Consider the following 20,045-nt stretch of genomic DNA (forward strand, 5'->3'; position numbering starts at 1 on the left):
CGGCTCCGGCACCTGAGCCTGCTCCGGCACCTGGGCCGGCTCCGGCGACGGAGTCGGCTCCGGCACCTGAGCCTGCTCCGGCACCTGGGCCGGCTCCGGCGACGGAGTCGGCTCCGGCACCTGAGCCCGCTCCGGCACCTGAGCCCGCTCCGGTGCTCGAGCCCGCTCCGGCACCTGAGCCCGCTCCGGTGCTCGAGCTGGTCTCTGAGACCCGCCTGGGCAGCGGTCAGTCTCTGGTCTCCGCGAGCGGTGCCCACCGGGTGGATGTGCAACCCGATGGGAACGTCGTGGCCTTTGGCCCGGATCAGACGCTGATCTGGGAGACCGGGACCGGCGGCAATCCGGGGGCGCAGCTGGAGATGCGCACGGACGGGAGTCTGGCGGTGGTCTCGGGAACCGGTGAGGTCCTGTGGGAGTCGGTCACCGCGGCCGGCTCGGTCGGCGCACGGACGGTGCTGCAGGACGACGGGGTGCTGACGGTGCTGGCTGACGACGGTAGTGTCGTGTGGTCCAGTACGGTGACCGAGCTCGTGGCCGGGATGCCGCTCGTGACCGGGCAGTCCCTGGTGTCGGCCAACGCGGCCTACCGGGCGACCGTGCGACCCGATGGGAACCTCGTGGTCCTCGGGGCGAACGACGTGCCGGTCTGGGACACCGCGACCGGCGGCAACCCGCAGGCGCGACTGGAGATGCGGCCCGACGGCGACCTGATCCTGGTGTCGAAGTCCGGTCCGGTGCTGTGGCAGTCGGACACGGCCGGATCGGCTGCAGCGCGCGCCGTGCTCGGCGATGACGGAGTGCTCGCGCTGCTGGCCGCCGACGGCACCACGGTGTGGTCCAGCTCCTAGCTGGACCCGGCCAGGACGTTGGTGAGGGCCAACCGGTCCTGAACGAAGGAGAACCTCCGAGTGGGGTGTGGCTTGCCGAAGGTCCAGTCCCTACTCGGAGGTTCTCGCGTCCCACGCTAATGCCCGGTCCGAACGGCAGCCGCCGTCGAGGACCGCATCGTCGACCACCGCGATCAAGAGCGTCGCGGCCGGCGTGGATCGCGCCGAACTGGGCTTCACCTCTGCGCGATTAAGGACCTGCACTCCGGCGGCATCCTCGGCGACCCCATGGACGCTCGGATGACCGCGTCACTGGTCGTGGCCGCGCTACGCAACGCCATCGCCCTGCGGGCACCGGCCGAAACGATCGTGCAGTCCGACCGAGGCAGTCAGTTCCGCTCCAATTCCTTCGTCGCCGCACTGAAGAACAACGGCCTGACCGGGTCGATGGGCCGCGTCGGCGCCTGAGGAAGCAACGCCGCGATACAGTTCATACTTGCGCTCCTGTAGCGCAACGTCCTCGATCGGCAAAGCTGGACGACCCGGGAGTACCTGCGACTGGCGATGATCACCTGGATGACGAAGATCTACCACCGGCACCGCGATCAACGCCGCCTCGGTCGACTCAGGCTCATCGACTTCGAGACTCTGACCCGAACCGCTCACGCAGCCTGATCACCCCTAACCAACCGAGTCGAGTGAGTTCGGGCCAGTCCCGATCGACTGATGCGCTCCTCAGATGGGTGCCTAGATCGACATGGCAGTAGGAGGTCGTCCTGCTGGCCCCTCACCATGGCCAACCACTGAGGCAGTGGAGGCGATGTGCGTCCGCTCACCGAGTGCATCACTGTCCCGTCGTAGGCTTACGAACCATCCGACCGACCCCATCCCCCGGAGCTATGGACACTCGTAGCCGCGCACAGATCAAGGAGTGACGACGATGGACTGGAGAAGGATGTCGCGGTGAAGGTCGCGATCCTGCATGACTACGTCACTCAGCGAGGTGGCGCTGAACGCGTCGTCCTCTCGATGCTCCGAGCCTTCCCGGGAGCGGATTTGTGGACGCTGCTGTATGAACCCTCAACCACATATCCGGAATTCAGTAGCGTCCAGATCCGCACCTCCCCACTCAACCGTGTTCCCTTTTTTAGGCGCCACCATCGGGTTGCCCTGCCACTTCTGGCGTTGGCCGCGTGGTTCATGCGACCGGACGCGGACGTGGTGATCTGCAGCTCCAGTGGTTGGTCGCATGGAATGCGCAGCAAGGGGCGGCGTATCGTCTATTGCTATTCGCCCGCGCGTTGGCTGTATCAGCCGAATCGATACCTCACGGAGGACTCGTCCAGGCTCGTGCGCTGGGGGCTGGGAGTACTAGGGCCCGCACTCAGGAATTGGGATCGTCGTTCTGCGCGAAAAGCAACGACCTATCTCAGTATCTCCACGGTGGTACGGGACCGAGTCAGGCAGGCTTACGGGCTCGAGTCGAGCATTGTTCCCGCCCCCCAAACGATTCGGGTTGATGGTCCACTGGAGCCCGTGCAAGACGTCGAGGGTCTTGTGACGGAAGGCTACGACCTATGCATCAGCCGACTACTCCCATACAAAAGGGTTGACGTCGTCGTGGACGCCTTCAGTGGCAGTGGCCGTCGCCTCATTGTTGTTGGCCAGGGGCCGGAGAAAGAACGGCTGGAGCGTCACGCCAGCTCAGAGGTTGTATTCCTCAGTGGCGTGAGCGATGCGCAAATCCGTTGGCTGTACACGAATTGTCGAGCGGTGGTCAGTGCCAGCTATGAAGACTTCGGACTGACGCCCCTCGAGGCTGCCGCATTCGGCAAACCAGCCATCGTCCCGCGCGAAGGTGGTTTCCTGGATACGGTGATCGACGGGGAGACCGGGCTGCTATTCGCGGACGTCTCAGCCCAAGGACTGCGCGCAGCGCTTGCAGAATCAGACGTGGTGACCTGGAATGCTGAGCGGCTCAGAGCACATGCAGCTGATTACTCCGAGGAGCGCTTCATCGCACGACTACGGGAGGTCGTTCGAGACGTCGCAACGTGACGCGAGCGGGCGACCTCCTTGGCCTGATGCCCTTGCAGACCTCTTCTCGGCGCCAGCTGGTGCAGGGATTGAATTCCCAGCCAGTAGGCAGGGCCTGATGAGGTAGGCCCTATCATTCCTCCGAGTCACGCCCTCGAAGGTCAATGCGGGCCCCCTGTGTCACCTCTAATGACTTGGGCCGTCAAGCCCTCCGCGAACAAGGTGGTGTTCCCGAGGCTCTGTACATCAATGTATCGATCAGTCGAGATTGGATGATCGATGTCGACTCGTCCCGACGAGCCGCCATTGTCGTGGCGGAGGTCTACGAGTAGTAGCCCCGAACTTATGCGTAGGGTAACGATGGACGTCCCGACTGCACTGGGTAAGGTCAGATCAGTGTTCGTTTGTCCGCCTGGGTTGACGTAAAGGCGAAGAAGGTTGTTGTCGGAAACGGCAGTGATCCTCAGAGCGAACTGCAGCATGTAGGAGTTCACGTCGAATGCTGGCAAGTAGAACAGGCTTACCGCCTCGGTACCCACGGCTATGGTGCGTTCGAACGTCGCGGGTCTCCATTGTCCCGTAGGGAAAAGGACTCCGCGTGTCCCGGACGGCGACGAGGGGTTGGCTGGGTAAGGATGGTCAGCCCCGACTAGGCCGATGAGCGGAGCGCTCACCGCTTCCGGGTCGATCACCAGGCGGCAGGCGCCGGTGAGGCGGAACAAGGGTGAAGTCGTCGGCGCCCAAGCGACCCGTCCGCTGGCAACGTGGCAATCCGAAGAGCCACCAAGAACGAAGTGGGCGATCCGAGTCGTGGAGACGGGATCCAGTTCAAACATCCACAGGCTCGTGATTCGAATCGAACCTGAGTCCGCCTCGATGTAAGAAGTGCGGTTGAGCTCAAAGTGCCCGCCCACGATATCGAGCAACCCGTCGCCAACGTCCGTTAAACGCACCGAGGTTTCACAGTGCTCCAGGTCTGTCCCCACGAAACTGACGTGCCAGCCGTCTTTGGATGAGCCGTCCTGCCAGAAGGCAGGGCCACCACAATTGAACACCACGCTTCCGCTCACTACCATGGCGGCTCCGGAGTTCTGCTCCACGGCTCGGAAGTCATTTTTTATGCCTGTCCAACACGTGTGTATCCGACAGTTCTCCACTCGCGTAACCCAGCAGTTGTAACGGAACGTTATTCCAGTCGCGACGTGGGATATCGAGCAATTCCTCACCGTTACGCCATTCGCGAAATCGAGTTCCGATTCACCGAATACCAGGCGCACCCCGATCAAGTCCAGTCCTTCGACCGTAGTCGTCCAAGAGCTACTTGATCCCCTCACGCGCAGCGCCTGCTCGCGACCGTTCTCGAAGCCGCGGCATATCAACCGCGCCCCGTAGCCGATCAATTTACTGCCATGTGGCATTTCGAGGTCGTTGGAGATGAAGAAGTCGCCTCGCAAGGCCAGCACGGCAGGGGCGCCCTCCGCCGTCGTTGCACGGAACGCTTCATTGAGGCGCGCCGTCTGATCGTCCGTGCCGTCGGCGGTCACGGTCATGACGACTGGCGAATCAACACCGGCGGCGTTCACGCTGCTGGAATCTCTGACGAGGGCCACAGCGGCGGCGAGGGTGCCCCCCACCCCGACGGCCCCGTACTTGAGGGCTTCGCGCCGGTTGACCCCTTCCTGGGTCCCGTGTGGACTGTTGCTCGCTGTCTTGCGAGGGAGCATCATGCGGACGTCATGGAAGCAGGGGTGCGGTCGTCAGATCTAGCCTTCAAGTCTGGAGTCCTACCGTCCCAGGAGCCCGGTTGCGACGACCAGGCAGGCTCCAGAGAAAGGTGCACGGCTTCCTTGCCGACCTCACCTCCACAGGGCTGCTGTGCGTCGTGGCCGTGCGCGACAGTTGCGAGGAGAAGTGCACAGCGCCGCCAGTAGAGATCCCATTCCCGGGCATTTCTGGAAGGCAGTCGAGACCAGGCGTCATGGCACTCCCTGTCACGGTGTGGATGTACAGGTGGTTGACCGCCCGCTGGCAAGGTCACGACAGGTGGCCAAGGCTGGGCGTCTTGGGCGAGGTTGATCCGCAGAGCTCTGGCAAGAGCTCAATCCCGTTGTTGGGTGAAGCAGCCGGGTCGCTGGACGCTGACAGGTCGCCGATGCTCTGCGGTCGTCCCTGAAGACTCATCGCGACCTCCCGACTTGAGGGGCTGGACTGAGGTGGTTTGCTCAGACCTGTCCTGCTGGTGCAAGGCCCCGTCGCACCACTCGCACGCCATCAGAGGTCTGGCAGTGCTGGGTCATGATCCTTGATACCGACCCGCATCCCTGCACTGGGATCTGTACCCTCAACGACGACGGTCCCCAGGATGCTACCGAGCGACTGAGGCTCATGGAGGTGCGGCGGCAGTCACGCACCCACCTGGGTAGCGCAGGGCAACCGATCACCGGGTCTCGTGCTCGCGCGTTCGCGTGCGGTCCTTCGGAGATGTGCCGGCCGCCGATGACCCGGGCGGGTGCTGCGTGCGGTCGGAGCGGGCAACCAGGCGACTTAGGCTATAGGTTCAAGTCGACGCCTCGGCGCTGGCTGCCGCAGCATGGGGTTGATGCTGGATCGTGGGGCTGTCGCGGTGTAGTTCGAGCGGAGGGTCGTGTCGCGTGTCGATAAGGCCTGTCCCACTTCCAAGTCGTAACGCGCGCCCCGGTGAGCCGGACATCCCGCCCGTCGCTGCTGGTAGGCGCGGCGAGGCGTTGGCGTCAGCACTGACGTCGCTGCTGCTAGCTACGGCTTCCTTTGACCGTCTCGACCTCTCGCAGGGTTCCTTGCCGTTCGCCGTGACGCCCTACTACTTGATCGCTCCACTGGTCGTGGCGCTATCCTTGACGGTCCGGAGACGCGACGCAGAGCAGCAAGGTCGGGCTGTGAGCTTGCTGCTGATTCTCCTGGCCTATGGGTCCGTGTCTTTGATATCTGCACTTACAGCGCCGGCAGGAAGTCCGTCGGACCGCCGCGTCTACCTTCTCCTGTATCTGGTCCTCATCAGTTGGGCTGTTGTGGCGCTCGCTGGTACTAGACCTACGTTCACGCGGGCGGTGAGGCGAGGTGCAGTCTGGGGTCTTGCACTGACCGCAGCCATGGACGGCCTTCAATACGCCTCGTGGTTGACGCTGGGACCCGGGGTGCCGGCCGTGATTGGTCCTCTGGACTTCACGTCGCCTACCCTGGGCCTCGAAGCGCCGCGTCTTGCGGGTCTCTCGCTAGATCCAAACAGGGGAGCGTTCTTCGTCTGCCTCTGCGCGTACTTCCTCGTTCTCGACCGGGCTACTGCTTTGGCGCGAGGTAGCAGAGCGCGCGTCTGGTGCCTCGCGAGTGGAGGTCTCTTGACTTTGCTGTCGTTCTCGCGCACGGGAATAGTGCTTTACCTCCTGATCTTGATGGCCGCATGGCGTAGGTCGCGGGGCGAACAAGGGAGTCGACGGCGAGCTGGTGGGTTGATGGTCGCGGTCGCTCTCGGAGTTCTCGTCGCCTGGGTCTATCCCGCAGTCAGCACCCAGGTCGATGTCACGAGCCTACTCACAGAGCGGGCCAACTTCGGATCGGGCGCGTCCGGCGGTATCCATTTAGACCTAGTGTCGCGGGGGCTTGAAGTCGTTGGGCAGACGGCCTGGGGCTTCTTCTTCGGTATCGGCGTCGGTAACGCGCCCCTCGTCCTGGGGGACATCTTTCCAAACAATCCCTACGCCAACTTCCACTCAATATACATCGCGAGCGCGGTCGAGGGCGGAATCCTCGCCACTGCACTGCTCATGGTGATCATGTTCCGGCCGCTTACGTGGCGTCCGATGCTCGTCGTCCTGCTGGCGCTCTTCGGAGTGTTCTACCAAGCCAACTTGGATCCGATGTCCTGGTTCGCGACGGCTTTCGCTTGGTGCGCCCCCCTGTGGCTCAACCGGTCGGAGCCCTCTGCGACGACTGGAGCGGACAAACTGGGTGATACGATGCGGGACCGCCCGGATGGAAGTGCGGCGGAAGGAGCGCCAAGGGAGGCGGCCGTGGACAGATGACTCAAGCGCCCCTGCGCTCGCTGGCTAGGGTCCCCAAGGGGGTATGGAGGGCTGCGGCCTTCGAAACCGGACTTCGGGCGAGCGACGGCCGACGTGGCTGAGCAGTCAGCGCGGCGATGGATCGTTGCTACTGGGGCGACGTATTCGGCCTACGCCCTCCAATTGGTGACGGCCCCCCTGGTGGCGCGCGCACTGGGGCCAGCGGACCGAGCTCTACTTGGTTACCTCCAAGTCCTCGCGCTGCTCCTCCCCGTCATTGCCGCATGGGGTGTCGGCAAGGTCGTCCGCTTCCTCATCGGGTCAGGGCGCGGGCCTGAGGTCGTCCACAAGCGATTGACCTTTCACTTCCGGTTGTCCGCTGTCGTCGGGGTACCCGCCTCGCTGGGTGCAGCAGTGATTTGCTTCGAACGCGGCGCACTGTTGTCAGCGATGGCCTTCGCCATGGTCTATGCGGGCTGTATCACATCTATTCGCTACGGTGTTGCCGTGGTCTGCCTTACACAAGGCCGTTTCGAGTGGGTTGCCTACGGACAGGTGGCCGCAGCTCTCTTCCTCGTCGTAACACTCCTGCCACTCTGGCTGTCGGACAAGCTGACGCTGCCGACAGCATGCCTCTGTTATGCCTTGAGCTTCCTTGTATCCTGCCTGCTCACCGGTCTGCTAAGCCGACGTCTGACTTGGAGAGGGGATCGGCGAGAGTCCTCGGGAGTAGGACGATGGGGTCTATTTGGCCTGAAAAGCCTGCCTGGAGATCTCGGGGAACCGCTACTTAATCGGATCGATCAACTGCTCGCCATCCCAGTCCTCGGTCAGACACTTGCCGGCAGTTACCTGGTGGCCTCCAACTGGTCCCTCGTGCTCTTTCCGCTCTTCCAGACCGTGGGTCTCCGCCTGAGCGTGCAGTCATCAGCCGAAGGCAGGCCCCGCAACATGAAGGGACTCGCCCTGTTCGCGACGGGACTTCTCCTCGTTGCTGTCTGCTGGGCCGTGTCCGGAATCTGGCTGGTCCCACTGATCTTTGGAGAGGAATACTCCAAGGCTGGCCAGATCGCAGGCGTGCTCTGCCTGGGTGCCGCCTTGGCGGGGCTTTTGTCTAACTCGATCCACCGAAATGCCGAACAAGGGCGAGTGTCCATCGTCAGCCTCTCAGTCGTCGCGGGTTGCCTGGGCAGCCTGCTCGTCGCCTTGGTCAGTTTCGGAGGCGCTGGCATCGGCCTTGCATTTGCGCCGCTGGTCGCGTCGACCGCCGCGTTCGCGGTCTTCTGGCTTGCTGGCGCAGCGCGATCGCGACGTCGGCCTACGCCCGTCGTCTCGCAAGCCCCTGACGGATCCCCCGCGCTATCGCTGCCAGCTCCGATCGCGGACGAATCCCTAGGACCCGCGTCACAAGGGCGATCAAGAGACGGAACCCCGTCCCAAACCACCAGAGGCCACCCCACTTGATTGTGAACAGGAGGAGAGAGGTCCAGTAGTAGGTGATGAGTCGAGTGCCCGCTCGGCCCCGTGAGGCCGACAACTCGTGGGTGGCCACGGCCTCGTCCGCGACAGCCAGACGCCAACCCGCCTCCCGCAGTCGAAGGCCGAGGTCCACGTCCTCCCAGTACATGAAGAATCGCTCATCGAAATCGCCCGCAGCGAGAAGTGCAGAATCGCGGTATAGAGAGATCGCGCCCGTAAGGTAATCGACGGGGCGGTCAAGATCACGAACCACCGGCGCGTCCCCGAGTAATGGCCTCGTACATCCTCCGCCAAAAGCCTGGACCGTCCCGTCCGGGAAAGTGATGAGGGGGGCAACGGCCGCGAGGCCCGGATCGGCATCTAGGACGGCCATCATGATTCGGACAGCCTCGTCGTCGACCTGCGCGTCGTTGTTGATTAGCAGGATGTGCTGCGCGCCCCCAGCCCTAGCCTCCGCAATCCCGACGTTGACCCCGCCGGCGAAGCCGAGATTGGCCTCGTTGCACACGACGGTGACGCTAGGCGATGTTCCGAGCCGCAGCAGCTCGGGGTCCCGTTCGGTCTCGTTGTCCACGAGTACGACTCGGTCGATGTGTGCGCATCGCTGCAGGGCCGTGACGCATCGCAATGTGCGCTCCGTGTCACGCCAGTTGAGGACAACGGCCTGCACTCCGCTGTTCATCGGAGGAGATCCGTTAGATGTCGGTCGTAATCCTCAGCTACCTGTGACCAAGTGCGTACTTGAACAGGTTTGCTCGGAAGCAGTTCGCCTCTCCTTGCACCGTCCATGGCAGCTGCAAGGGCATCCACATCATTGGGCGCGATGAAGGAGGCGCCAGTGCTGTGCAGGAATTCTCTGTGTGAGGGTATATCACTGACGATCACTGGCGCATGGTAGGCGGTCGCTTCGTGTGGAGTGAGCCCGAAGCCCTCGTAGTGGCTCATGTTGATGTACGCGCGGCAGTTCTCGTACAGCCATGCCAGCTGGGAGTCGTCTACATAGCCCAAGTACCGGACCCCGCGGGTCCTCGACTCGGCATTGGACTCCGCGAAGAGGTTATTTGTCGAACCAACGATGACCAGCTGGGTCTCGTCGCGTAGCCCCTGCAGACGTGCCCAGGCCGTCAGCACTGTCTGGTAATTCTTTCGCGGTTGAAGGCTGCCAACCGAGAGAAGGAAGGGGCGCTCAGGAAATCCAGGGGGACGGCTCGGCTGGGTCTCCAGGGGGACCGTCGTCGCCCATGGAATGACGTGCACCCTTGCCTGGGGAGCCAAGGCTGCGATTCGCTCAGCGGTGAAGTGCGAGGGAGTGACGATGTGAGCTTGATGGAATAGCGCTCGTTGTAGCCCCGTCGTCATGAACGCATACCGCCGGTCGTACCACTCGGGGTGATCGAACAACGCGGTGTCGTGGACCGTTACGACCTGGTTCTTGACTATTGCAGGACCGAAGTTGCACGGACTCCACAAGCCCTTCCTCCCGGCACGGAGCGGTAGCACAACCTGCTCCCAGAGGTGCCCCAGTCCTCGGCGCGCTGCTTTGGTATTAGGCGAGACACAGGGCACGTGGCGTGGCCAGTGCCTCAACGTCTCCCATGCAACTCGCTCGACGCCGGTTACTCGTCGACCACGGAATCGTCCATTCACCACGTACGACGGCTGCAATCGTCCTCCATGCCAACGGCGGGGCAGTCAGTCGAGGGTACACGGGCCCTAGGTTGCTCTCGGCGACCAGACGTTGACCCCTTGGCCTCCTGGTCGGGCGATGCTCAGTCAAGCTGGTTCGGGTGATGTCGCGCCCTTCGCCTCGCAGTATCCATCGCTGACTGAGAGGCTTCATGACCGCGGAGTGCAAGGGGGTCGGTTGCTGCCAACCGTCCTGCTTGCAGGTACCAGGAAGAGACCACGGCGTCATCGCTTGTGTACCCCGATGGTCCGCTACGACGAGGTCCTCGTAGGAGATGTGATGGCAGGCAGACCCCGAGTCGGTGTACTCGCCCCGGCCTGGCCGCCTGACTATATGGACAATGCCGGCGCTCTGTTGGTTCGCGAGCGAGTGAACGTCCTGCAGGGATCCTGCGACGTGACCTTGTTCGTGCGTCAGGGTTATGCGGCTTCTCCTCACGAGCTCGGGGTGAGTCCGGACGTCGAGGTCGTGGACCTGCACGTGCCGCATGCACGGCGGCTGCCCACGCGTGTCGCCTCCTTCATTCATCGCGTCCTGGCCGGAGAACTGACGCCGGGCCGGCGTGCCGTCGACAGGTGGATCCGCCAGATGGTCGCTCGCGCTCCGCGCCTCGATGTGGTCGAAGTCCACTGGTCTCAGCACTTTCGGATTGTTGAGGGTCTCCGGGAGTCCTACCCCTCGAGCCTCCTGGTGGCTTATGCCCACGACGTGATGACGCAGGCTCTGGGGAGGCGATCAGTCGCGGCTCCTGTCCTGTTGCGAAGACTGGCGGCGAGGGTCGCAACCGCGCGTGCGGCGAAGCTGGAACCGTGGCTGCTCAACAAGTTTGATGCGGTTGCCACATTCTCGGAGAAAGACGAAGCGCTCCTGAGGAGCCTAGGTGTCCGCGTGCCGGTGAGGGTAGAGCAATTACACTTCGACCTTCCCCGCACTACGGCGGTTCTTAGTGAGCCGATTGTACTCTTCGTGGGGGCCATGTATCGACCGGAGAACGATCAAGCTGCCAAGTGGCTGGTTTCTGACATATGGCCCACCATCAGGAGCGCCGTGCCGGGAGCCAAGCTCCTGATCGTCGGCTCAGGGCCATCGGCAAAGCTGCAGGCCCTAGCTGCGCAGGCGGAGGGCGTACGCGTCGTCGGATATATTCCGGATCTTTCGGCCGCCTATTGCCAAGCTTCAGTGGTCGTGGCGCCGCTCATCACGGGTGCTGGGATCAAGTTGAAGGTCGTCGAAGCCTTCGCTCACGGAGTCCCGGTGGTGGGGACGACGGTCGCCGCGGAAGGGTTCCCTCCCCACCTCTTCTCCGGGATCGCAGATGAGGCCGTAGGACTCGCCAAGCATGTCGTCCAGCTGCTTGGCGACCCCATCGCCAAGAGATCAGCGGCTGCGGCCGGTCGTCGGTGGGCAGAGAGGGCACACAAGCGGGTAATGCGTGACATCGAGGCGTCGGTCGAGCGCTACTGGTCAGTGGCTACAGGACGAGGGGATGGATTGCGGTGACTCATGAAGATGCCGTCCTGGCGGGCCCTGCAACGGTAGGGTCGGTGAGGCCTACGCAGCCTCCCCCTTGCCTTGTTTCCGTCGTGATGCCTTTCAAGAACGCTGAACGCTTCATGCGGGAGTCAGTCAACAGCGTGTTGGCGCAGACATGGACTGCCCTAGAACTGGTACTCATTGACGACGGTGGAGGTGACAGCAGCCACAGAATTGCGGCCGAGTTCGCGCGGGCAGACCCGAACAGGATTCGCCTCGTCCGCCATCGGGACCGGGCGAACCGCGGGATCGGCCCGAGTCGTGCCTTGGGCATCCGGTCCGCTCATGGGGAGGTGATCGCCTTTCTCGATGCGGACGATGTCTGGGAACCCCGCCACGTCGAGGACCAACTCCGTCTCCTTATGGCGCATCCTGAGGCTGACATGGTTTGCGGTCGTGTCTGGGCCTGGCATAGCTGGGCGGACGCAACCCATGAGGATCAACTCTCGAAGCTGGCATTTGCCCCAGGTGCAGTAGTCGCGGGACCCCGCCTCCTGGCTGCCGTCCTTCGTGATGGGGGGGTGGCGACGACGCCGTGCGCACTCCTCGTCCGGAGAGAGGCGGTCCGTGACTGCGTTGATCATCTTGAGGACTTCCCCGGTATGTATGAGGACCAAGTGCTCAACTCGGCGCTGCAGTTGTGTCGCTCAGCGGTGATGAGCGGAGGCACCACTGCGTGGTATCGCCAGCATGCTGGGTCCTACAGCGCGAGGGTTGCTCGGTCCCCGGAGGCCCACGACGGTGGACGGCTGGCCTTTCTTACCTGGCTGCGAAGGCACGTGGACGAGTTTGGAGAGATCGACGCGGAGATCGACGCACTCCTCGAGCGGGCGCTCCGGGAGGCACGGCGACACACAGTCGGGACGGGTGGAATCGGTCGCCCCGATCGAGCCGCAGCCCACCGCGTCCTGCCCGCTCGGGTGCGTTACCTCCTTCGCGCGGTCCGTCGTCGGATGCCCGATATCGCTGGCGTCCGGATGGAGCGCGCGGTTTACGAGCAGCGATTGTCCAGCGCACTCTTTCGCCACGGCTCTGACATCCGGGGCGACGTGCTGACCATCGGCTCCCATGTCGTGACGCCTGACGTGGGGAGTACCGGGAGCCTTACCGCCCTGCCATGGGGTGCGATTGACGAGTCCGCCGGTCCCCACCACTTGTTCGCCGGTCTTGAGTCGACTGCCTATAACTGCATCGTCGCTGCGCCTGGCACCACGGACCCCGGGCTCGGGAGGATGGGACTCGCGCACCTCCGTCGGGCCCTCCGGCCCGGAGGCATCCTGCTACTTGTGCTTCCCCTGCAGGCCGTGAGGATTGAGCATGCGCTACGGGAGGTCTTCGGGAGCGATACGACGAGGATCGAGCACCAGGCCGAGCCAGGGCCGCAACACCGGCCGCTGGTTCTCTTGCGGGGAGTCATCCCAGTGCCTTGACCTGAAAAGGGAGCCCGAGTACTACTACGCGGTCGCGCGTGGCGGACTCCTCGCCGTGGAGCGTGAACGCGAGCGCGGAAGGCTCGTAGTGTACGTCTTCGTGGGCGGTCCCTAGCCAAACGCCAATTGTGTACTCGCCGTGAGCGAGCACGGGGGGGATGTCGAGTACGACCTCGTAATGCCCCTGAGGGAACCGATGCTCCTGCGAGTGACTCAGCGTCTCATCGAAGACCCGTACCCCACGCTCGTTCGTCAGCGCGACAGCCAGGTCGAGACCGGGCCGTTCGTCGTAAACGGCGAGGAAGATAACCACGCGGACGGGTTCATCCCGCATGAGGGGACGCTCGACTCCGTCAGTGGCCACAACCCGGACATCCAGCAGACGGCCCGCAGCGGACCCGCCGAGGAGCGAAGCCGAGGAGGCTGCAGCGAGGCCGGACGTGAGGTACCTATGAACAACCGTCTTCGTCGGGCCTTCGTCACGGACTTGTCCAGCCTCCAACCATAGGGCGCGCGTACATAGCTTCGAAAGAGCCGCTAGATCATGACTCACGAAGAGGACCGTTCGTCCCTCCGCCTCGGCGGAGGACATCTTGGTGAGACATTTCCGCTGAAACTCAGCGTCCCCCACCGCCAAGACTTCGTCGACAATGAGGATGTCCGGGTCGAGGTGTGCTGCGACGGCGAAGGCGAGGCGTAGGTACATGCCGCTCGAGTAGCGCTTGACCGGGGTGTCAAGGAAGCGCTCCGTCCCGGCAAAGTCGATGATCTCATCGAATCGGCGGGCCGTCTCAGCTCGGGTCATGCCTAGGACGGCTGCGTTGAGGAACACATTCTCCCGCCCAGTCAACTCCGGGTGAAAGCCCGTACCCACCTCTAGTAGAGCTGCGACGCGCCCGCGGGTGCGACTCCGACCCAGTGTTGGTGTGGTGATACGCATGAGAATCTTGAGAATGGTGCTCTTGCCGGCCCCGTTGCGACCCAGAATCCCCACTGCTTCGCCATCAGCGACGCCGAAGCTCACATCCCACAGCGACCACAAATCTCGGGTCTCGGTGCGTCGTCGAGGACGCAGAGCGGCACTGAGCGTTTCGCGGAGATTGTGCTTCTCGCCCAACCTGTAGCGCTTGCTGACCCCGTCCACCCAGATCCGGTCCACTTAGATCACGTCCGCGAACGTGCGCGCCGCGCGCTGAAAGTAGCAGACGCCAGCGATTGCGAGGAGGAGTCCGACGGTAGCCGATAAGGCCAAAGCCCTTCCTGGCCAAGGTCCACCGACGAGGACGAACCGACCGAACTCAAGTGCGCCGACGATTGGATTGAGTGCATAGGCGTATTGAGACGGTCCGATCAGGGAGGCAGCGGAGTAGCCAACCGGGCTCAGGAACAGCAATATTTGAAGGGCTGTTGGTACGATCTGTCGTACATCACGGTAGCGCACGTTGAGCGCGGCGAGGAAGCACGTGGGGCCAAGGGCAGTCACCGCCAGAAGTGTGATCCAGGCCGGGAGGAGTAGCAGCGCCGGCCCTGGGGTCACCCCGTAGAACGCGCACGCGACGGCCAGCAGTCCGAGCCCGACGACGAGGTCGACCAAGGGGGGAAGTAACGAGGCCAGGGGCGCCATTAGTCGTGGGAAATACACCTTCGTGATGAGTGACGTGTTGGCAACCAGCACCTCGCTGCCACGGCCGATGCAACTGGCGACGTATGTCCATCCCAGTAGACCGGAGAGGGCGAATACGGGATAGGGCAGCCCTTGGGAGTTCACGTCAGCAAGACGATCGAAGACTACCGTGAACGCCCCCACGGTGATCAGCGGCTGCAAAACCACCCAGGCCACACCGAGCACGGCCTGCCTGTATCGAACCCGAAGGTCTCGCAGGGCGAAGAACCAAACTATCTCCCTGGCTCGCCAGACTTCGCCCCACGGGATGAGCGCCCCACCCCGGGCGGCGTTCACGATCCATTTGGGCCCGTCGTCGGGGGTTGACACGCGCGAGAGGTTACCGAATCGCTCGGCCGTCCTGTCCGCCGGAGGCAGTGGCTAGGACGAGGTCATATGCGTACCCGGGCGCCGACCACCATCGGGTAGAACTCGTCGTCTTGGTTCAGAACGTCCTTGTTGAGGTCCTCGACCGCCAGACCGAACAGGAAGGCGCGCGCGGTCAGCCCGTTGCCGAGACCGGTCGACTCGACCTCTGACTGGGCTGGGGCCACGTGGGTCAGTAGTTCCTGCATCCCGGACGGTGTCCATCGCCACCGGTCGGTTCGGTCGACGATGCGGCTGAGCGTCGGCACGGTGATCAAGAGACGACCACCTGGACGGAGCGAGGCCAGGAGGTTCCGCACCGCTTCGAGCGGCTCCGACACGAGTTGCAGAGTCTGGGTGACAACGGCGACGTCGTAAGTCCCCGGTTGGAGAGTCGACGAGACGCACAGGTCACCGACCACCGTGGCTCGGGGGTTGTCCTCGTCGATGTCCACGATGTCCACCGACTTGGCTCCGAGACGGCTGGCATACTGATCGGCTTTGACCTCGAGAGCGTGGCCACGCACGTCGTCCTCGTGAGCACGCAGGAACCGCTCGATGTACCAACGATCGACTGGCGTGCCGCGCTCATCGCCCCAAGCCGACAGCGCTGCGGTGCGCCGCAGGTCTCCAAAGCGCGCTCGCGCCACAGCCCGCCGCACGGGTCGCGGAACAAACCAGCGTGCGTACTGATGTGGCGCCACCGCGGGAGACTATCGACGCGACAACGCCGCCTTCAACCGCTGCGCGAACTCCTCCCCATCCCAGTCCTGCACGTACAGGCGCGGGAGTCGGAATGGGTCGGAGCCGCGATGCACCAATCCGGGGCTTGTCGTACAGGCGAGTCGGCAGCCTGCCTCCTCAACAAGACGCGGGGCTATGGGTCCTATGGCATCCGGGACGCCGAATGGGTAGGCGAAGGCTCGGACGGGACGATCCAGAAGGCCGACCAGGTCCGACACAGAACCCAGCACCTCGGAACGCTGCAGATCCTCCGTCTGCTCGTGCAACTGAATGTGCGTCCGCGTATGGGCGCCAATCTCTTGAAGTGGCTGGTCGGCGAGGTTCCTGAGTTGCTGCACGGTCATGGTGAGGTCGTCCCGACCGGGTTGGTCCAAGCCACCGAACTGGTCAACGAGCTGGTGAACCGTCAAGCGCAGGGTCTCCGGGGGGAGCGGCCGGAGGTGCCGATGGATGAAGTGCAGCGCTGTGGCGCGCGAAGTGGAAGTGCGGAGATCCAGCCACAGCGCCCTGCCGTGGATCTCCACGTCCATCCCGGTCGTGCTTTCGGGCGCTCCTAGCAGGGCCTCGGCGAGGCGGTCCCACCAGAATCGCCGCCGTCCCAACCAACCTGCCGTGATGAACCAGGTGGCTGGTAGCCCGGCCTGGACAACTAGAGGGGCGGCCGCAGTGGCGTTGTCCGCGTAGCCGTCGTCGAAGGTGATGGCCACCCGCCCTGAAGGACCCCTCCGGAGGACGTCCTCGAGCGGAACGGTGTCCCCCCGCTGCTGAAGATGCTCGATGTGAGCGGCGAAGTGGTCGGGGTGCACAGCGAGGCCGAAGGGGTCGTGATGAAGATCAGCGACCCGGTGATACATGAGGATGACGCTCATTCGGGCAGCCGGGAGGCGAGCAGTTGGATCCTGCCGCGACGGGCTCTCAGCTTGAATGGTGCACCGCAAACGACCGGTGGGGGTAGAGGGTCATCGCTAGGAAGAACTACTGCCACTACGCCTCCGGGAAGGCATGCGCCAGCTGCGGCAATGAGGCGTTCCCGCCCCGGCGAGGCGTCCGTGACGATGACTTTTCGCCAGCGGCGGGGGAGGCTCCCCTTACCCAGCGCGTCGGATACGATTGTTATTGCGCTGTCCTCAGGATTGGTGCCTGCGACATCCAGACTCGTGAACCGGAAAGCTTGTCGGGCAGCAGCAGAGGGCCCGAGGACAAGCGCTCGGCCACCGTCTCCCACCGCTCGAAGTAGTCGCCGCGTAGCCGCGGTCCGTCCGAACGGGAGCCCTGGCCCTTGAGCCACACGCCGGAGCCGGTGGACGACGGGCCGGACGGGATGCCGAACTAGACGGAGAATCCTGGTCCCGATCATCGTCGACCCGTCCGGAAGAGAGGTAGGAAGCCCCAGGCTAGAACGCGTGCACGCATCATCAGAGGCTGGTCGTTCCAGCGGAGGGCGGCTAGGGCGAGGCGGCGGCGACGGGGATCTGAGCGCGCCCACGCATTGTGGACCGCCTGCGCCCGCCACTCCCGTTCCGTCCGGGTCAGCGCGGCAACGTGGACGTCGTCATGCACGAGGACACGTGCGCGCTGGAGGACTGTAAGGACTCCAAGTGCCAGATCGACCGTGCGGGCCGTAAGGCTGTCTTCCCGTTGGCGGTACTCATACAGGGGCGCCTGTACAAGCCCCGCGTGGTGTCCGCGCAAAATCAGCCTGAGCCACAGATCCCAGTCTTCAGCCCACCGGGCCGCTGGGTCGTAGCCGCCAACGGCCGAGAAGGCCGAAGTGCGGATTGCGCCGGCGCCAAAGACAAAGTTGTTACGCAGGATGGCGTGCTCTTGGTTTACGACCTCGAAGTGTCGGACGCCATAGTAGCTGTGCGGATCAGAAATGCCGTTGCGCACAACAAGCGCATCGGTCGTGATGATGCTGAGATCGGGTCGTGCCGCAGCGGCCTCCGTCAACGCCGCGGCACGACCGGCCAGCCATATGTCATCCGCATCGAGCAGCCCCAGCAATTCACCGCGCGCCGCGGCGGCTGCCCTATTGCGCGCGGTGGGGAGGCCACGGTTCGGCCCTCGGACGACAGAGATTCGACGTCGGAAGCCAGCCAAGACCCGGCCCAGGTCGTCCTCCGAGCCGTCGTCGCTTACGATGACCTCAAGCGGTTCCGGCTTCTGGGAGAGCGCTGATTCCAGTGCCTCGCCGATGGAGTCGGCCGCGTTGTAGGCCGGCACCAGCACCGAGAGCGTGGGGGGACGGCCGGGTATTACGGGCGCTTGGGGTTGCGGAGCAAGCAAGAGATGTGTCCAGCGGCTCACGCCGGCAGCTCCGCGGAGAAGTGCCGACGTGGCAATCGCAGTCCGTGCCACAGCCCATGCGCCGTCCCTAGAACCACCCTGATTTCGTTGCCAACTCCATAGCGTCCTCGCGCGCGGAGCAGCATCCGAAGGCGCATCACGATCCATGCAAACAATACTCGGAACGCCGAGTGATCGTGATCGGCCAGCCAAGTGGTCACACAGAGTCCCATTCCGAAGCCGTAATTCCAGCACCGGGTCCGAAACTCGCGGGGTGTCGCACGTTCGTGATGCACGAGAAGATCGGGGGAGAAGCGAGCCTCTACTCCGGCCCGCATCAGGCGGTGGAACAGGTCCAAGTCATTGCCAGCACGCCCCGATGTCCCTGTGCCAAGCCGTTCGTCGTTGCCTCCTACTCGCAGGTATGCATCCCTGGTGACGGTGAAGTTTCCACCGGTTCCCACGGCCCACGGCACGGCCGAGGAAGGGAGGACGAGCCGTGCCGTCGATGTCCGAAGGGCTAGGGGCTCCGTCCGCTCCCCCTTGGGTGGAAGTGGCAGGACCCGCCCCCCAATGACCGATGGTTGAGAGGTCAGAGCGTGCTCTCGCGCGACGGTCTCCACCCAGTGGGCGTCAGGGACGCAGTCGTCGTCCACGATCGCCACGATGGGACAGGTTGCGTGCATGACACCTGTGTTCTGGCTCGTCGACAGTCCCAACCGCTGTTGAGAGATGTGGACCAATGGCACCCCCGCCGAACGTCGGGCGTCGAGCACGCTGGCTGTGGTCGGGTAATGACCCTGGTCGACAACCACGATCTCCGTGGGCAGATGCGTCCCCGCCAGCAGGGCGTCGAGACAGCGAGCCAGTGACACAGGGCGGTCGAGGGTCGAGATGACTACGCTGACCGGCGAAACCGCCGAGGTCTCCGAGCCGGACACGGGCACAGCGTTACAGCCAGTCAGTCTTGCTGCAAGGAGTGGCCTCCGTGGCCAGGTCGATCGCGCTGCGCTGTCGTGATGGCGACACCGGGGCGGCGAACTGCTCGGAGCCGGGAGTGTTGACTTCCCCATGGCTGAACAGAGTGCCGGGCCCCTGAACGCTGTCAGCACCTCCATTCTCTCCTCCTTGCTGAGACGTCAGGGCCGTACTCACGACCTGGGTCGCCACCCGAAGGCCCCCGGCCTGTCGGCGTGGGTGGTGTGGGAGGTGATGCCGCCAGCCAGAGGCTTCCGGCGGCAGTTAGGGGTGTTCCGCGACCGGGAACCGACTTCTCATTTACGAGGGGCGCGCCCACGTCAGGCAGCGTTCTGAGAGCCTTGATGCTCTGGATGCAAAACTCTCCGATGGTTCGCTATAAGCGAGATCGGAGGTTCCCCAAGGTCGATTCCAGCATGGTTGAGGTCTAAGGGCTCAGTCCTGCGCGGCATGAATTCGTATCCTCGGGCTGCCCATTGCAATGCCCGCGCTCGCTGCGACGGCCAGCGTTCTTCGATCTCCGATATAATCGGCACCTCGCGGATCTGTAGGCGAGTGACGTAGCCCTTAGATTGCGGATCTACTGGCCTGCGCCTCGCGATGCATCGTGTCTGGGGGAAGATGGTTCGGCTACTTCGACCTGAACCTGCTGCCCTGCGCTTTCGAGTTTCTGTCTCGACGCCCTGGATTTGAGGCAAGTGGGCGGATGTTCCGAACGGGTCCGGTGTCAAGCGTCCTTACAGCTCTACGGACAGTCGCCAGCAGTTCGCGCAACATCGTTTCAATGTGCTGAACCTGGGGTAGATGTTCCAGTGGCCTGTCCTGATGTAGCGTATAGGGCTCGTCGAGTCGAGCTCAACGGGCGCGGGCTGCAGCGAGGCCGGTTGGTCTCGCTCGTTGGGAGGTGTGAGGGTGTCCTTGCATGGCAGTGTCCGGGGGCGGTGACCTATCGTCCGACTCGCCAGCCCACACTCGCGG

Annotated in this window: 14 protein-coding genes and 1 pseudogene; 6 read left to right on the plus strand and 9 right to left on the minus strand. The window is 63.8% G+C overall.

Annotated features, from left to right (window positions below):
• The first annotated feature begins 188 nt into the window (after nucleotides 1-188).
• From ACI79V_RS20560 to ACI79V_RS20570, 3 genes and pseudogenes are all read left to right on the plus strand, one after another.
• Nucleotides 189-848 (plus strand): hypothetical protein, encoded by a 660-nt coding sequence (locus ACI79V_RS20560; RefSeq protein WP_456892260.1) that lies wholly within the window; start codon nucleotides 189-191, stop codon nucleotides 846-848.
• Between the two features lie 156 nt (nucleotides 849-1,004).
• A pseudogene (locus ACI79V_RS20565) lies at nucleotides 1,005-1,502 on the plus strand (DDE-type integrase/transposase/recombinase); the annotation flags it as partial.
• Between the two features lie 288 nt (nucleotides 1,503-1,790).
• Nucleotides 1,791-2,885: a glycosyltransferase gene (locus ACI79V_RS20570; protein ID WP_456892261.1), complete on the plus strand. Its 1,095-nt coding sequence runs from the start codon at nucleotides 1,791-1,793 to the stop codon at nucleotides 2,883-2,885.
• A 140-nt stretch (nucleotides 2,886-3,025) separates the two neighbouring features.
• Here the strand turns inward: ACI79V_RS20570 and ACI79V_RS20575 are convergent, their stop codons facing one another.
• Nucleotides 3,026-4,591, minus strand: a complete 1,566-nt coding sequence (locus ACI79V_RS20575; protein ID WP_456892263.1) for a hypothetical protein — start codon at nucleotides 4,589-4,591, stop codon at nucleotides 3,026-3,028.
• Nucleotides 4,592-5,779: 1,188 nt separating this feature from the next.
• On the opposite strand from ACI79V_RS20575, the gene ACI79V_RS20580 reads away from it, so the two are divergent.
• Nucleotides 5,780-6,922, plus strand: coding sequence for an O-antigen ligase family protein (locus ACI79V_RS20580; RefSeq protein WP_456892265.1), 1,143 nt, complete (start codon nucleotides 5,780-5,782; stop codon nucleotides 6,920-6,922).
• A gap of 1,297 nt (nucleotides 6,923-8,219) precedes the next feature.
• Here ACI79V_RS20580 and ACI79V_RS20585 read toward each other — a convergent pair.
• Nucleotides 8,220-9,062: a glycosyltransferase family 2 protein gene (locus ACI79V_RS20585; protein WP_456892267.1), complete on the minus strand. Its 843-nt coding sequence runs from the start codon at nucleotides 9,060-9,062 to the stop codon at nucleotides 8,220-8,222.
• Nucleotides 9,059-9,880: a glycosyltransferase family 4 protein gene (locus ACI79V_RS20590; protein WP_456892269.1), complete on the minus strand. Its 822-nt coding sequence runs from the start codon at nucleotides 9,878-9,880 to the stop codon at nucleotides 9,059-9,061. The genes ACI79V_RS20585 and ACI79V_RS20590 overlap by 4 nt, the downstream gene beginning before the upstream one ends.
• Before the next feature lie 583 nt (nucleotides 9,881-10,463).
• Between ACI79V_RS20590 and ACI79V_RS20595 the strand changes: the two genes are divergently transcribed.
• Both ACI79V_RS20595 and ACI79V_RS20600 read left to right on the plus strand, forming a co-directional pair.
• Nucleotides 10,464-11,567, plus strand: a complete 1,104-nt coding sequence (locus tag ACI79V_RS20595; protein ID WP_456892271.1) for a glycosyltransferase — start codon at nucleotides 10,464-10,466, stop codon at nucleotides 11,565-11,567.
• Nucleotides 11,568-11,611: 44 nt separating this feature from the next.
• Complete coding sequence (locus tag ACI79V_RS20600) at nucleotides 11,612-13,030, plus strand: glycosyltransferase family 2 protein (RefSeq protein ID WP_456892273.1); 1,419 nt, start codon at nucleotides 11,612-11,614, stop codon at nucleotides 13,028-13,030.
• Here the strand turns inward: ACI79V_RS20600 and ACI79V_RS20605 are convergent.
• The 6 genes from ACI79V_RS20605 to ACI79V_RS20630 form a co-directional block, all read right to left on the minus strand.
• Nucleotides 13,014-14,189, minus strand: coding sequence for an ABC transporter ATP-binding protein (locus ACI79V_RS20605; protein WP_456892275.1), 1,176 nt, complete (start codon nucleotides 14,187-14,189; stop codon nucleotides 13,014-13,016). The two genes, ACI79V_RS20600 and ACI79V_RS20605, sit on opposite strands and share 17 nt — an antisense overlap.
• Nucleotides 14,190-15,023, minus strand: coding sequence for an ABC transporter permease (locus ACI79V_RS20610; protein ID WP_456892276.1), 834 nt, complete (start codon nucleotides 15,021-15,023; stop codon nucleotides 14,190-14,192).
• Nucleotides 15,024-15,085: 62 nt separating this feature from the next.
• Nucleotides 15,086-15,763 carry a methyltransferase domain-containing protein gene (locus tag ACI79V_RS20615; RefSeq protein ID WP_456892278.1) on the minus strand — a complete coding sequence of 226 codons (678 nt, stop codon included), beginning with the start codon at nucleotides 15,761-15,763 and terminating at the stop codon, nucleotides 15,086-15,088.
• Nucleotides 15,764-15,772: 9 nt separating this feature from the next.
• Nucleotides 15,773-16,672 (minus strand): polysaccharide deacetylase family protein, encoded by a 900-nt coding sequence (locus tag ACI79V_RS20620; RefSeq protein WP_456892280.1) that lies wholly within the window; start codon nucleotides 16,670-16,672, stop codon nucleotides 15,773-15,775.
• 484 nt (nucleotides 16,673-17,156) lie between these two features.
• The gene (locus ACI79V_RS20625) at nucleotides 17,157-18,032 is read right to left on the minus strand and encodes a glycosyltransferase family A protein (RefSeq protein ID WP_456892283.1); all 876 of its coding nucleotides are present in this window, start codon (nucleotides 18,030-18,032) and stop codon (nucleotides 17,157-17,159) included.
• A gap of 74 nt (nucleotides 18,033-18,106) precedes the next feature.
• A complete protein-coding gene (locus ACI79V_RS20630; RefSeq protein ID WP_456892286.1) occupies nucleotides 18,107-19,207 on the minus strand; it encodes a glycosyltransferase family 2 protein in 1,101 nt (366 codons plus the stop codon).
• Between the last annotated feature and the right edge of the window lie 838 nt (nucleotides 19,208-20,045).

This window comes from Geodermatophilus sp. SYSU D00700, from assembly GCF_054050255.1.